Annotated in this window: 16 protein-coding genes and 1 other RNA gene; 3 read left to right on the top strand and 14 right to left on the bottom strand. The window is 70.5% G+C overall.

The features are described 5' to 3' along the window. From ssrA to VJ976_RS02485, 8 genes are all read right to left on the bottom strand, one after another. Window positions 1-225, bottom strand: a transfer-messenger RNA (tmRNA) gene (gene ssrA / locus VJ976_RS02520); the annotation flags it as partial. A gap of 93 nt (window positions 226-318) precedes the next feature. Beyond that, window positions 319-795 (bottom strand): SsrA-binding protein SmpB, encoded by a 477-nt coding sequence (gene smpB / locus VJ976_RS02515; RefSeq protein WP_324098535.1) that lies wholly within the window; start codon window positions 793-795, stop codon window positions 319-321. A 49-nt stretch (window positions 796-844) separates the two neighbouring features. Further along, on the bottom strand, window positions 845-2,359 hold the full coding sequence (locus VJ976_RS02510; RefSeq protein ID WP_324098534.1) for a peptidoglycan DD-metalloendopeptidase family protein: 1,515 nt from the start codon (window positions 2,357-2,359) through the stop codon (window positions 845-847). A 13-nt stretch (window positions 2,360-2,372) separates the two neighbouring features. Then, window positions 2,373-3,296, bottom strand: a complete 924-nt coding sequence (ftsX, locus tag VJ976_RS02505; RefSeq protein ID WP_324098533.1) for a permease-like cell division protein FtsX — start codon at window positions 3,294-3,296, stop codon at window positions 2,373-2,375. Next, complete coding sequence (gene ftsE / locus VJ976_RS02500) at window positions 3,293-4,033, bottom strand: cell division ATP-binding protein FtsE (protein WP_324098532.1); 741 nt, start codon at window positions 4,031-4,033, stop codon at window positions 3,293-3,295. Before ftsE ends, ftsX begins: the two co-directional genes overlap by 4 nt. Before the next feature lie 124 nt (window positions 4,034-4,157). Beyond that, the gene (gene prfB / locus VJ976_RS02495) at window positions 4,158-5,279 is read right to left on the bottom strand and encodes a peptide chain release factor 2 (protein ID WP_324098531.1); all 1,122 of its coding nucleotides are present in this window, start codon (window positions 5,277-5,279) and stop codon (window positions 4,158-4,160) included. Window positions 5,280-5,310: 31 nt separating this feature from the next. Then, complete coding sequence (locus VJ976_RS02490; RefSeq protein WP_324098530.1) at window positions 5,311-6,774, bottom strand: nitronate monooxygenase; 1,464 nt, start codon at window positions 6,772-6,774, stop codon at window positions 5,311-5,313. Between the two features lie 107 nt (window positions 6,775-6,881). Continuing rightward, complete coding sequence (locus VJ976_RS02485) at window positions 6,882-7,532, bottom strand: HAD-IA family hydrolase (RefSeq protein WP_324098529.1); 651 nt, start codon at window positions 7,530-7,532, stop codon at window positions 6,882-6,884. Between the two features lie 46 nt (window positions 7,533-7,578). Here VJ976_RS02485 and VJ976_RS02480 point away from each other — a divergent pair, with 46 nt between their 5' ends. From VJ976_RS02480 to VJ976_RS02470, 3 genes are all read left to right on the top strand, one after another. After that, window positions 7,579-8,340 (top strand): PIG-L deacetylase family protein, encoded by a 762-nt coding sequence (locus tag VJ976_RS02480; RefSeq protein WP_324098528.1) that lies wholly within the window; start codon window positions 7,579-7,581, stop codon window positions 8,338-8,340. A gap of 4 nt (window positions 8,341-8,344) precedes the next feature. Then, entirely contained in the window at window positions 8,345-8,869 is a 525-nt protein-coding gene (locus tag VJ976_RS02475; RefSeq protein ID WP_324098527.1) for a 2'-5' RNA ligase family protein, read from the top strand. Window positions 8,870-8,947: 78 nt separating this feature from the next. Then, window positions 8,948-9,517, top strand: coding sequence for a TIGR03086 family metal-binding protein (locus VJ976_RS02470; protein WP_324098526.1), 570 nt, complete (start codon window positions 8,948-8,950; stop codon window positions 9,515-9,517). Between the two features lie 34 nt (window positions 9,518-9,551). Here VJ976_RS02470 and VJ976_RS02465 read toward each other — a convergent pair whose 3' ends face one another. The 6 genes from VJ976_RS02465 to VJ976_RS02440 are packed head-to-tail and all read right to left on the bottom strand — an operon-like array spanning window position 9,552 to window position 12,892. Further along, complete coding sequence (locus tag VJ976_RS02465; RefSeq protein ID WP_324098525.1) at window positions 9,552-10,025, bottom strand: pilus assembly protein TadG-related protein; 474 nt, start codon at window positions 10,023-10,025, stop codon at window positions 9,552-9,554. After that, window positions 10,022-10,453 (bottom strand): pilus assembly protein, encoded by a 432-nt coding sequence (locus tag VJ976_RS02460; protein WP_324098524.1) that lies wholly within the window; start codon window positions 10,451-10,453, stop codon window positions 10,022-10,024. Before VJ976_RS02460 ends, VJ976_RS02465 begins: the two co-directional genes overlap by 4 nt. Beyond that, the gene (locus VJ976_RS02455; RefSeq protein ID WP_324098523.1) at window positions 10,453-10,842 is read right to left on the bottom strand and encodes a TadE family protein; all 390 of its coding nucleotides are present in this window, start codon (window positions 10,840-10,842) and stop codon (window positions 10,453-10,455) included. Before VJ976_RS02455 ends, VJ976_RS02460 begins: the two co-directional genes overlap by 1 nt. After that, on the bottom strand, window positions 10,839-11,060 hold the full coding sequence (locus tag VJ976_RS02450; RefSeq protein ID WP_324098522.1) for a hypothetical protein: 222 nt from the start codon (window positions 11,058-11,060) through the stop codon (window positions 10,839-10,841). Before VJ976_RS02450 ends, VJ976_RS02455 begins: the two co-directional genes overlap by 4 nt. Window positions 11,061-11,093: 33 nt before the next feature. Then, a complete protein-coding gene (locus tag VJ976_RS02445; protein WP_324098520.1) occupies window positions 11,094-12,026 on the bottom strand; it encodes a type II secretion system F family protein in 933 nt (310 codons plus the stop codon). Continuing rightward, the gene (locus tag VJ976_RS02440; protein WP_324098518.1) at window positions 12,023-12,892 is read right to left on the bottom strand and encodes a type II secretion system F family protein; all 870 of its coding nucleotides are present in this window, start codon (window positions 12,890-12,892) and stop codon (window positions 12,023-12,025) included. Before VJ976_RS02440 ends, VJ976_RS02445 begins: the two co-directional genes overlap by 4 nt. Window positions 12,893-12,993: the final 101 nt, after the last annotated feature.

Raw genomic sequence — 12,993 nt, 5'->3', positions numbered from 1 at the left:
ATCCCGCAACGTGATCACACAGCAGAGTTTCCTAGATGACGCCAGACACTGAGTCGGAAACTACCTCAGGCTGACGGACCTCGGGACTAGCTCAGGCGGCTAGTTCGAAGTCGGTGCGCTTGGAATCGGCACCTATTGGTTGTGCAAGGAGCGTTGACGAGATGACCTTGCATCCTCGACCCGCTTCCCCTGGTTGGCCGAACAACGTCGAAACCGATCACCCCCATGAGGGGGCCACATCACACTGTCCAGTTGTCAAGAACCTCAGACTACGGGCTAAACGCCGCAGAGCGTAACCGCATTCCGGGCCCGGCCCGCCTAGCCGTGCTTGCGTAGGTGGGCTGACATGGCGCGCTCGGCCTCACGCCGGTCCTGACGCTCGCGCAGCGCCTGCCGTTTGTCGTGCAGCTTCTTGCCCTTGGCCAGCGCGATCTCGACCTTGGCCCGGCCGTCCTTGAAGTACAGCCGCAGCGGCACGATGGTATGGCCGGCCTGGTGAGCCTTGGCGGTCATCTTCTCGATCTGCTCGCGATGAAGTAGCAGCTTGCGGCGCCGCTTGGCGCTGTGGTTGGTCCATGTGCCCTGCAGGTACTCCGGGATGTGGACGTTCTCCAGGTACAGCTCGCCGTGGTAGTCGGTGCAGTAGCCGTCGCCGATGGTGGCTCGGCCCTCGCGCAGCGACTTCACCTCGGTGCCGGTCAGGACCAGCCCTGCCTCCACGACGTCCTCGAGGTGGTACTCATACCGCGCACGCCTGTTGGTGGCGACCACCTTCTCGCCGCGTTCCTTGACCATGACTACCTCACCTGCGCTCACAGACCCGGCTGCGGGCCAACGGAGCAGTTTACAGCCAGCTCCAGGGGTCGACGGCAATCCCGTTCTCGCGGGTCTCGAAGTGCAGGTGACAGGCGGTCGACAGCCCGGTATTACCGACGTACCCGACCACCTGGCCCCGCGAGACCGAGCCGCCGGTGACGGCGAAGGACGACAGGTGCGCGAAGGTCGTGGTCAGGTTCACCCCGCGCTGCACCCCATGGTCGAGGATCAGCTTGTTGCCGCCACCGGAGGTCGACGTGGCCGCGACCACCGTCCCGTCGGCCGGGGCGTGTACCGGTGAGCCGCAGCTACCTGCGTAGTCGATCCCGGCGTGCAACCGCGGGGTGCCCAGGATCGGGTGGGTGCGGTAGCCGAACGAGCTCGTGACCCCGGCCGGCGACGGCGCAGCGAGGTATCCGGACGAGGGCGGCGCGGCCGGTGGCTCCGGAGCCGGCGGTTCAGGGGCGGGAGTGGGCGCCGGTGCGGGAACAGGCTCAGGGGCGGGAGCCGCGGCTTCCTGCTGGCTTGCCTCGGCTGCGGCCTCCGCCTCGGCCTGCGCTTGCGCCTCTCGCTCGGCCTCGGCCTCCCGGCGGGCTCGCTCCTCCGCCTCCGCGCGCTGGCGAGCCTTCTCCCGCGCGATCCGCTGTCGCTCGGCTTCCTGCTCGACCTCGAGCCCGTGCTTTTTCTGCGCCAGCTCGGCGAGCTGGGTCTGAAGAGCCGAGGACTCGCTCTCCGCCTCGTCCAGCTGCTTGGCGAACGTCGCCTTCTCGCCCTCCAGGGCCGCACGGTCCTCGCGCTGGCGGGCCTCGACACGCTCGAGCTCCTGCTTGGACGTCTCGGCGGCGCTGCGGGCTTCCTCCTTCCGGAGCACGTTCGCCTCCGCCTCGGCCAGCAGCATCGTGATGTCGCGGCGCACCCCCTCCAGGCGGTCCTGCTCGGCGACCTCCTGCGCACGTTGCGTGTTGAGCCGGTCGATGGTGTTGTCCTGCACCCTCATCACCGTCCGGGCCATCGCCATGTCCTCGACCGCGTCGTCCTCGCCCGAGAGCACGTCGAGGGTCATGGCCAGGTTGCCCACCCCACCGTTCTTGTAGCTCTCGCGGGCGATGGCACCGACCGCCTCCTTGCTCTCCTGCTGCTCGCGCTCGTTCTGCTGCAGCGAGTCCTCGAGCTCCTTCTCGTTCGCTTGGGCGACCTGCAGCTCGCTGTCGATCCGGTCCGCCTCGGTCAGGGCGTCGGCCAGCTCCGTCTCGGCGGCATCGAGCTGTTCGCCGGCTTGGGTCACCTCACGGTTGGTCCGGCGCAGGCGCGCGTCGGCCTCCACCAGCTCGGCCGAGGTGTCGGCCAGGTCGGCGTCCAACCGGTCCGCCCGGGCGTCGGCGTCCTGCTTCTGCTCACCGGTGCGCTGCTGGTCCTCTTCGACCTCCTCGATGCGGTCGTCGAAGTCGTCCTGGGCCACGGTCGGCGCCGAGAACACCAGCGTCGCGCAGAGCGCTACGAGCAGGGCGCCACTGAGTCGTTGGCGCGCGCGACGGCGTGGCATGGACGTGCGCATCTCAGACCTGCACGTATCGACGCAGGGCCAACCACGAGGTCACGACGGCCAACGCGACGGCGCCGGCCAGGAGTAGGGGCGAGATGAGCCACACGTCGGCGGCGCCGACGAGCGCCACCAGCCCGCTCTCCCCCGCCAGCAGCTCGGTCAGGAACCCGGAGACCCCGTAGGAGACCATCGCCCACAGCAGACCGATCGCCAGCGCCGCGCCCAACATGGTCGCGATCACGGTCTCCACCACGAACGGGGCGTGGATGGTGAACGCAGACGCGCCGACCAGACGCATGATCCCGGTCTCGCGACGCCGGGACCACGCGGTGAGCCGGATCGTAGTGCTGATCAATACCACCGAGCAGATCACCATGGCACCGGCGAGGGCCACCGAGGCGACGCTGACGACGTTGAGGAAGGCGAAGAGCTTGTCGACGAGCTCGCGCTGGTCCTCCACGCTCTCGACACCCGGGGCGCCGTCGAAGGCGGCGGCCACCACCTCGTACTTCTGCGGGTCGGCGAGCTGCACGCGGAAGCTCTCGGGGATGGACTCCTGCGGGATGTTCTCGACCACGGCAGAGTTGCGGAACTGGTCCTGGAACCGCTCGTAGGCCTCCTCGTTGGACTCGAACCAGTAGTTCTCGACCAACGGGTCCAAGCCGTCCAGATCGCTGCGCACCTGGTCGCGCTGCTGGGCCGTCGCGGCCCCGGCGGCGCACGCCGACACGTCGGCGCTATCGGCCGTGCACAGGTAGACCGAGACCTGGACCTTGTCGTACCAGTAGCCCTTCGCCGTATCGACCTGCTGCTGGGCGAGCAGCCCGCTGCCCAGGAAGAACAGCGAGACCATCGTCACGAGCACCACGGAGACGAACATGGAGGTGTTGCGGCGCAAGCCGTTGGCCACCTCGCCGAGCAGGAATGCGGGCCTCACCGGAGGGCGACCCCCTCCGGCTCGGGCATCCGGCTGTTCAGCACCTCCAGGTCCAACGGCGCGTACTCCCCGTCGGCCTGGTCTCGCACGATGACCCCGTCGCGCAGCTGCACCACGCGCTTGCGGAAGGTGTCGACGATGTAGGTGTCGTGGGTGGCCATCACCACGGTGGTGCCGGTCCGGTTGATCCGGTCCAGGATGCCGACGATCTCGCGGCTCGTCTGCGGGTCCAGGTTGCCGGTCGGCTCGTCGGCCAGCAGCACCTTCGGCTTGTTCACCATGGCGCGCGCGATGGCCACGCGCTGCTGCTCTCCGCCGGAGAGCTCGTGCGGCAGGCGCTTGGCCTTGTCCTGCAGTCCCACGAGCTCCAGCGTCTCGGGCACGGTGTGGCGGATCTCGTGCCGTTTGGTGCCGAGGACCTGCAACACGTAGGCCACGTTCTGGTGGACCGTCTTGCCCGCGAGGAGGCGGAAGTCTTGGAACACGGTGCCGACCTGCCGGCGCAGCACCGGGACCCGGCGTGGCGACATCCGAGTCAGGTCGTGCCCGGCCACGCGCACCCGGCCTACCGTGGCGGGGCGCTCCAGGATGACCAGCCGCAGCATGGTCGACTTGCCAGAGCCGGAGGGGCCGACCACGAAGACGAACTCACCGCGCCCGACCTCCACCGTGACGTCGCGCAGCGCCCACGCACCGCCCTTGGCGTAGCGGACGCTCACTTCTTCGAAGGCGATCATCCCGGTCCCCTGCGTGACAGCTGCTCTCGCCCATGGCGCCCGTTCCCTCCCGGGGCGCCCTGGGCCGTGCGCTCAGGTTACGCAAGTGACAGGTGTGAAAGCGGGAGCCTGCCCGCGTGTCGGCTCAGGCGTCAGCGCGCTCGGCCGAGCGTTTCCAGCGGATGCCGGCTTCGAGGAAGCTGTCGATGTCGCCGTCGAGCACCGCCGCCGTGCTGCCCACCTCGTAGCCGGTGCGCAGGTCCTTGATCATCTGGTAGGGGTGCAGCACGTAGGACCGCATCTGGTCACCCCAGGAGGCCTTGATGTCGCCGGCCATCTCCTTCTTTGCCGCGTCCTCCTCCTGCTGTTTGAGCAGCAGGAGGCGGGACTGCAGCACCCGCAGGGCCGCCGCGCGGTTCTGGATCTGGGACTTCTCGTTCTGCATCGAGACGACGACCCCGGTCGGCAGGTGGGTCATGCGCACGGCCGAGTCGGTGGTGTTGACCGACTGCCCACCCGGACCCGAGGAGCGGAAGACGTCGACCTTGAGGTCGGCCTCCGGGATCTCGATGTGATCGGTGGACTCGATCAGCGGCACCACCTCGACCGCGGCGAAGCTGGTCTGGCGGCGACCCTGGTTGTCGAACGGGCTGATCCGCACCAGTCGGTGGGTGCCGGCCTCCACCGACAGGGTGCCGAAGGCATAGGGGGCCTTGACCTCGAACGTCGCCGACTTCAGCCCCGCCTCCTCGGCGTAGGAGGTGTCCAGCACGGTCGTGGGGTGCTCGTGCCGTTCGGCCCATCGCAGGTACATCCGCATCAGCATCTCGGCGAAGTCCGCCGCGTCGACACCGCCGGCCCCCGAGCGGATGGTCACCACGGCCTCACGCTCGTCGTACTCGCCGTTGAGCAGCGTGCGGACCTCGAGCACGGAGACGGCCTGCTGCAGCGCGGTCAGGTCGCGCTCGGCCTCGGCCAGCGCGCTGCGGCCGTCGTCTCCGCCCTCCTCGCTGCCCAGCTCGACCAGCACCTCGAGCTCGTCGATCCGCGCGTCCATCTCCAGCACCCGGTCGTGCTCGGCCTTCAGGCGTGCCATCTTCGAGGTGACCCGCTGCGCGTTCTCGACGTCGTCCCACAGGTCCGGCCGGGACGCCTGGGCCTCCAGCTCGGTCAGCTGGGCGCGGATCCCGTCGAGATCCACGACCTCGCGCACCGTCGCCATCGTGGCGCGCAGAGCCTTGATGTCCGTTTCGAAGTCGACCGCCACGCGGGCGAGCCTACGCCCCGCGCCGAGGCGCTCAGGCCACCGCCGACGTCTCCGGCTCGGGCTCGGTGACCGCGGACTGCGAGGTCAGCCACGCCACCGCCTGGCGCGCCGTCCACCCTTCCGGATAGCGCTCGATCAGCTGGTTGGCCCCGCCCAGGTCCTGGCCGAGGGTGACCACCTTGGTCTCGGCATACCCGTCCTTGCGCACCTGGCCCAGGCCGATGTTGGCCATCAGCCCGTTGCACAGGCACTTGCGGCCCTCGGTCGCCTCCTGGGAGCCGCCCTTCTTGAGGTACATGTGGACCGGCTCGGAGGGGCAGCGGTAGCCGACGTCCCCGTTGTCCTTCTCGTACGCCGAACGCAGGTAGGACAGGTCGCACAGGCGCGGACGGTCCTCGTAGACCGCGGTGTCGCTCTGCGTGCCCTCGAGCGAGGCGACCTTGAACGGGAACCCGGTTGGGCTGGCGCGTGGGTCGTTCTTCACCGACAGCGTGCCGTCGCCCAGCTCCCCGATCATCTGGGCGCGGGTGCGCTCCTCCAGCCCGCTGTCGAGGCTGAGGGCGAACAAGGTGCCGACCTGCACCCCGGCGGCTCCATCGGCAAGCGCCTCGACCACCTTGTCGGGGGTGCCGTAGGCGCCCGCCAGCCAGAACGGCAGCGACAGGTCGGCCATCTTCTGCAGGTTGACGATGTCGCGAGCGCCGTAGATCGGCTCGCCGGCGTCGTCGAGCTGCATCCGTCCGCGCGGCGGGGCACTGTGGCCGCCCGCGGCGGGGCCCTCGACGACGAAGCCGTCGGGGCGGATGCTCTCGTCGCGGTAGAGGTAGTTGGCCAACGCGTCCGCGGAGACGATGGCCAGGAAGTCTGGCCGGCGGATCTCGGGCAGCTCGTCGCCGAGCAGGTCGACGGGGTCGACCCGGATGTAGCGAGTCATCGAGCCACCGGCCACGTCGGCCACGATCTTGCCCTCCCGGCCGGCGGCGATGTCGGTGAGCAGCTGCGGGATATCGCGCGGGATACCGGCGCCCATGATGACGTAGTCGACCCCGGCCAGCGACGCGCCCAGCAGGGCCGTGGGCGTGGCCATCTGCAGCTTCTCCAGACAGTTGATGCCCACCACACCGTCGTGGCCCTCCTTGGCCAACCAGACCTCGGCGAAGTTACCGACTACCGCGACCTCGGAGACCGCGCGGCTGGTGTCGATGGTCAGCTTGGGAAGCGGCTTGTAGGGGGCGTCAGGGGCCTTGCCGCCCTCGATGAAGTACTTGTCGAGCACGCGCGCCGCCATCTCCGGGGAGGGGAAGGCCGCCAGAGCACGGCGCATGTGCCCACCGGGGTCGCCCTCCTGGAGCCGCCGGGACAGCACGGCGTCCATGGCAGTGCCAGAGACCACACCCATCTGGCCCGCTCGGGAGACCTCACGGGCCAGCTGCCACGACGAGACGGCGACCCCCATTCCACCTTGGATGATCACGGGACGGGCTTTCGGAGCCACTGGGCCTCCTCGGGGCGGGACTGCAATGAAGCAACAGCGCCGGAACCTCCGGCACCGTAGGTTTCGGAACCGTAACCTACGGTAACGTAAGTAGGGACTAAAGTCCCCTAGTGCACCGTGACCTGCACCCCGGAGCCGTTCACGACGAACGCCACGTGGGACAGATCCGGCACGATGAGATCGGCGTCCAGGTCCTCCTCGGGGGTGGTGCTGAGCACGGCGAGCACCGCGCAGCCGGCCGCCCGCGCCGCCGTGGTGCCCGAGGGCGCGTCCTCGACGACCAGGCAGTCCGATGGGGAGACACCCAGGGCCTCGGCCGCACGCAGGAACGGCTGCGGGTCCGGCTTGCCGGCCGTGATGTCGTCGGCGGTGATCATCACCGCGGGAGTGGGAAGTCCTGCCGCCTCGAGGCGTGCGCTGGCCAGGTCCAGGGTCGCCGACGTCACGATGGCTCCGCGTGCGCCGAGTGCCTGCACGGCTTCCCAGGCACCCGGCAGCGCGACCACCCCCTCGGTGTCGGCCTTCTCGATCTCGCCGATCCGCGCGAGTGCGGCCTCTTGCTGGGGCTCGGGCACCAGCTGGTTCACGATGGTGGCCGCAGGGACCCCGTGGTAACCCCGCAGCCGGCCCAGGTCCAGGTCGTACTCGCGGGCCCATGTGCTCCAGGAGCGGTTGACCGCGGCCGTCGAGTCGGTCAGGGTGCCGTCGTTGTCGAGGAGCACGGCGGCGAACGCGCGGTCGGTCAAGGTCGAGGTCATGGCGGCCAGTGTGCCCGAGATATGTCCTCGGCCGTACCGTAGCCGGATGAATCTTCAACCTCAGCCGGATGAGCGGATCCAACGGGCTTTGGTGGTCTCCGCCCATCCCGACGACGCCGACTTCGGGGCGGCCGGCACCATGGGGCGCTGGGTCAACGCCGGCATCGAGGTCACGCTGCTGTGCGTCACCCACGGAGAGCAGGGAGCACGGCCGGATGCGGACGTCAGCCGGCTGGCGGGCGAGCGCGAGCGCGAGCAGCGCGAGGCCAGCGCCGAGTACGGCGTGCGCGACGTGCGCTTCCTCGACGGCTACCGGGACGGATGGGTGGAGCCCAGCTTCGACCTCCAGCGCGACATCGTGCGGGTGATCCGTGAGGTCCGCCCACAACGGGTGCTGTGCCAGTCGCCGGAGCGCTGGTACGACCGGCTGCAGGCCTCGCACCCGGACCATCTGGCCGCCGGGGAGGCGACGGTGCGGGCCTGCTACCCGGCCGCGGAGAACCCGTTCGCCTGGCCCGACCTCGGGCTGGACTTCTGGCACGTCGGTGAGGTCTGGCTGATGGCGCACCCGACCTCTACTCATCCCGTCGACATCACCGAGACCTTCGAGGCCAAGGTGGAGGCGCTGCGGCGGCACTCCAGCCAGACCGGACACCGCGAGGAGCTGGAGTCCTTGCTGCGATCGTGGTCCACCGGGATCGCCGAGCAGTTCGACCTGCCGCAGGGTCGGCTGGCCGAGGCCTTCCGCATCGTGCCGGTCAACGCGCCGCGTGAGTCCCAGGACGAGCCCCCACACGAGGACGGCTGAGCCGGTGCAGTCGGTGGAGCTGCTGCTCGACGAGGTCGCTCACGACGCCGTGGTGCGGCAGTGGCAGGCGCTTGCCGACGCGGGACTGCCCAGCCAGGCCCGGCACCAGGGCGCCACGAACGCCCCGCACGTGACCATCGGGCTGGCCTCGTCGATCGAGGACTCGGCCGAGGCGCGGCTGGCAGCGACGGTGCGTGCGCTCCCTGTGCCGGTGACGATCGGGGCGCCGGTGCTCTTCGGCGGTGCCCGACGGGTGGTGCTGGTGCGGATGGTGGTGGTGACTGCGGAGCTGCTCGCGCTCCACCGTGCGGTCAGCGCCGCGCTCGCCGGATGCCCGGGCCGGGTCGACCAGCTCGCGGTCGGACAGTGGGTGCCGCACGTCACCCTGGCCCGGCGCCTGGAGGCCGTCACGGTGCCTGCTGCGCTGCAGGCGCTGAGCGAAGCGGGCGGCGATGTCCTGCTGGGGCGGGCCACAGCAATGCGGCGCTGGGACAGCGACGCCAAGCAGGCGTGGACGGTCGGCGCGTGAGGTGTGCGCGGTGGACATCCCTGCACGGCACGGCGAGGATCGTCACACCACTCCCCCGACGTCAGGAGGCAGGATCGTATGGCTGAGCTGGTCGGGTCGCTGGACCACGCACTGAGCACCACCGCCGACGTGGTCGACGGCGTTGGCCCCGAGCAGTGGCAGGAGAAGAGTGTCTGCGAGGAGTGGACGGTGCGCCAGCTGGTGGAGCACCTGGTCGGTGGATGCGCCCTGACCGGGCAGGTGCTCCACGGCGAGGAGGCACACGGCCGCCCCACCTACGAGGACACGTCGGACCACGAGCTCACCGTGCAGTTCCGCCAGGCCGCTCAGGCCGTGATGCTGGCCGTCGACGAGTCGGGAAACCTGGAGCGCACGGTGCGCGTGGGCATCGGGCCGGTGCCAGGGTCGGTCGCCGCCCACCTCACCTTGGTGGAGGCCGTCGTGCACGGCTGGGACATCGCCGCCTCCACCGGCCAGAGCGTGTCCTTCGACCCCGACGTGGTGAGCCAGGCGCTGGACTTCAGCCGCGACATGATGGACCAGATCCCGCCCGGTCGCAGCCCCTTCGCCGAGTCCTTCCCGGTCGGCGAGGACGCCTCGCCGATGGAACAGCTGCTCGGGCTGCTCGGCCGCGACCCTCACCCGTAGCTCAACTCGGGCTTGCGCCGCATCGCTGTCGTGCCTACTCCAGGTCAGAGCGTGCTCGAGACTCGACGGTGATGGTGACGGGCCCGCCGAAGGCCTCCAGCGCCTGCCCGAGCACCGGCACGGAGGCCTGTCCTTGCAGTCGGACGACCGCGGTGCGGCCGTCCGGGCTGCCCGTCCCCGGCAGCAACGTCCACGCGGTGACCCGGCTGGGCCGCTCGCGCCGAGCCAGATGTTCGCCCGCGGCCTCCATCACGGTGTCCGTGGTCAGCGGCACACCGTTGCCGAGACCCTCGCCGTACACGCCCTCCTCGGCGACGGCGTCGGCGGCGTCCAGCGCGGCGGCGTCCGCGGCGTCGAGCAGCTGGATGCGGCTCAGCTGGACCGACGTGGCGGCCACCACGCCGAGGATGAGGGTGAGGGCGGTGACCATCATCCCGAGCAGCAGGATGCTGATCTGACCCTGCTCCGGATGGCCGCCGACCCCCGCCGCCTCAGCATGGGTGGTCACTGGCCACGGAAGGCATCGACCGGCTCACTGTGAGCCGAGGTCATCGACACCGATGTCGGAAGCGCCCCGGAAAGGAAGTCCGGCACCAGCGGCAGCGGCACCTGGACCGTCGCGGTGACTCGCACGCTGCCGCCCGGGGTCAGGCAGAGCGCCTGCTCGCATCCCACCTCGACGCTGCCCTCCCCCGAGGTGAAGCCGTGGGAGACGAACACCAGGTCGGCCGCCGCCTGACCTCGCCCCGGGGCTGACGCGTCATCGGAGGCTGTGACGTAGGCCCGGCCGGTCTCGCGCGCCGCCGCCGACGCGGCATACGCGCCCGCCTGCAGGCGGCCGAGGGTGCCGACCAGATACAGCAGCGGAAGCATGACCAGGACCATGAGGAAGACCACCTCGATGAGCATGGACCCGCGCTCGCCCGGTTTCTCCACTACTGGTCCTCGGCGAACGCTTGCCCCGTGACCGTCATCGACTCACCCGGCCCCAGTGGCCCCACCAGGGGCACCGGCAGGTCCGCCTCGACCTCCACCACGTCGACTCCGCCCACGGTGGTGCGACGCGCCGACACCGAGTCGGCGTAGCGACCCGACAGGCTGGTGACCAGAAGCGCCTCCGCGCGAGCAGCGCCCTGATCGGTGCTGTTGCCCGCCCGGGCCCCGACCCGCGCTCCTTCGATGACGTGGGCGGTCGCGGTGTTGTGCACATGAAGGGCGTACCCCAGCTGCAGGACGGCCGAGAACAGCAGCGTCACCAGAGCCGCGACCAGGGCGAACTCGGCGACCGCCGCACCGCTGTCCTTACCGCCCTGAGGCGGGCTCACGGCCCGGTGACCGAGTTCACCGCGTTCGTGAACACGCTCTCCAGCAGGGGTCGGGCGATGAGCCCGAGCGCGACGACCAGACCGGCGGTCATCACCGTGATCATCACCCAGCCGGGCACGTCACCGCGCTCGCGCTCGCGAACCCACCGGTCGTAGCCACCGTGCGCGCGCACGGCCGCGTCGTAGGCACGACGCTGGACCCTCTCGACGTACTCCATGCGATGTCTCCTTGTCTGGAACGGTGTGGTCGGTCAGATGGACAGCTGCAGGAGGGCGAGGCCCGGATAGGCCGCGAAGACGACCGTGACGGGCAGCACGAGGAACACGACCGGGATCATCATGGCGATCTCGCGCTTGCCACCCTCCTCGATCAGCGACTGTCGGGCGGACTCCCGGGCGTCCTGCGCCTGGGCCCGCAGCACCTCCCCCAGCGGCGTGCCGCGCTGGATCGCGACCACGATGCCGTCGACGAAGCGGGCGACGGGGGCGAGCCCGGTGCGGTTGCTGATGCCTTGTAGCGCCTCAGGCAGGGATGTGCCGGTGCGGGCGGCGCTGAGCGCGGTGTCCAGCTCGGTGGACAACGCACCCGAAGAGAGCCTGCTGACCCGCTCGAGTGCCTGCACAGTGCTCTCACCCGCGGTGACCGACAGCGCCAGCAGCTCGGCAAGGGCGGGGAACTCGGCCATGATCCGGTGCTCGCGTCGCACCGCGGCCCGGGTCAGCAACGCGTCCCGAGCCATTGCTCCCCCGATCCCCGCACAGCCGACGACGATGGCGAGCACGGGCAGCGACACCCCACGCACCCACCACAGCAGAGAGCCGGCGAAGGCCATCAGCACCGCCGCGGTGATCGCCCACAGGACCTGCTGGATCCGGAAGCCCTCCGCGCTCTCGGTGGCGTCGGCCCGCATCAGGCGAGAGCGGACCGACTCGGCGCCCCCGAGCACGCGGTCGAGGCGGCGCGCCAGCGAGGTGGCCAGAGGCGTGAGCACCTGGGAGAACCTGACCTCGGACCGGTCCTGGTGGAGCAGTCGTGACGGCTGTGGCGCACGGTCGAGATACGGCTCGATCCGGGCGGAGAGGTCGGGTCCGCGCGTGAGCGGAGCCCCCCGCGCGATGAGGTAGAGACCCAGCGCCAGCACGGCTCCGAGCACCGCGCCCAGCGGCGAGAGCCAGGTGATCACCGCAGCACCCGCTCTTCCTCCGGCAGGCGCCCCAGCACCACCATGAGCCGGTAGGCGAGGAGCGACAGAGCGGCGCCCACGAGGAGGATGACGATCCCGGTGGGCTCGCGGTAGGCCACGAGCGAGGAGCTCCGGGTGGCCATCAGCGCCAGCACCAGCCAGGGGGCGGCCATCGCCAGACGTGCTGCGTTGACCGTCCAGCTCTGGCGGGCCTCGAGCTCGGCGCGTGATCTCGCGTCCTCCCGGAGGAACTGGCTCAGTGCCCTCAGGACGCGGCCGAGGTCGCTGCCGCCCACCTCTCGGGCCAAGCGCAACGCCTCGACGAGGCGGTCGGCCACCGGGTCGGCCAAGCGATCCTTGAGGGCGTCCAGGGACTGCGAGAAGCGGCCGCTGGCCCGGTAGTCATCCGCGAAGTGGGCGAAGGCCGGGCGTAGCTCTTCGGGGCCCCGCTCCGCCAGCTGGACCAAGGCCTCCGGCAGAGCCAGGCCGGCGCGAACGGCCGAAGCCACGTGGTCCACCACGTCGGGCCACACCTCGCGCAGCTGGGCACGGCGGGCCCGGGCCCGCATCCGCACGAAGGCCACGGGGGCGTACCCGGCCATGACCCCGAACGCCACGGCGATCGCGGGGACGGCGGTGACGGCGTAGGTGAGGAGCCCCGTGAGCAGCGCCAGCACGACCGCGGTGGCAAGCAGCCCGGCCGGGCTGAGCCCGCGCAACCCCGCAAGGGCGATCTCGTCGGCCAGGAGCACGCGGAACGGAGTCCGTCGGCGGGCCGAGGTGGAGCGCTCGGTGCGTGGCCAGAACGACCACCAGATGCAGGCGGCTCCCACCCCGAGCATCAGACCGAGCAGGACACCGGTCATCGGCGGTCCTCCAGCAGCTCGGCGAGGTCGAACCCGGCGCTGGCGAACCTGCCTCCGTGCGGCGGGTATCCCTGGGCGCGCACCAGGTCGCCCCGGTCCCG

This window comes from Ornithinimicrobium sp. (assembly GCF_035267225.1).
Lineage (GTDB): Bacteria > Actinomycetota > Actinomycetes > Actinomycetales > Dermatophilaceae > Ornithinicoccus.
Note: the sequence above shows the minus strand (reverse complement) of the source record. Positions and strands in the feature narration are given on the sequence as shown.

Coding starts and splice junctions, on each gene's coding strand:
- VJ976_RS02470 (WP_324098526.1), top strand. CDS start 8,948: ATGGCTGAGCTGGTCGGGTCGCTGGACCACGCACTGAGCACCACCGCC.
- VJ976_RS02510 (WP_324098534.1), bottom strand. CDS start 2,359: ATGCCACGCCGTCGCGCGCGCCAACGACTCAGTGGCGCCCTGCTCGTA.
- smpB (WP_324098535.1), bottom strand. CDS start 795: ATGGTCAAGGAACGCGGCGAGAAGGTGGTCGCCACCAACAGGCGTGCG.
- VJ976_RS02450 (WP_324098522.1), bottom strand. CDS start 11,060: ATGGAGTACGTCGAGAGGGTCCAGCGTCGTGCCTACGACGCGGCCGTG.
- VJ976_RS02485 (WP_324098529.1), bottom strand. CDS start 7,532: ATGACCTCGACCTTGACCGACCGCGCGTTCGCCGCCGTGCTCCTCGAC.
- VJ976_RS02440 (WP_324098518.1), bottom strand. CDS start 12,892: ATGACCGGTGTCCTGCTCGGTCTGATGCTCGGGGTGGGAGCCGCCTGC.
- ftsE (WP_324098532.1), bottom strand. CDS start 4,033: ATGATCGCCTTCGAAGAAGTGAGCGTCCGCTACGCCAAGGGCGGTGCG.
- VJ976_RS02480 (WP_324098528.1), top strand. CDS start 7,579: ATGAATCTTCAACCTCAGCCGGATGAGCGGATCCAACGGGCTTTGGTG.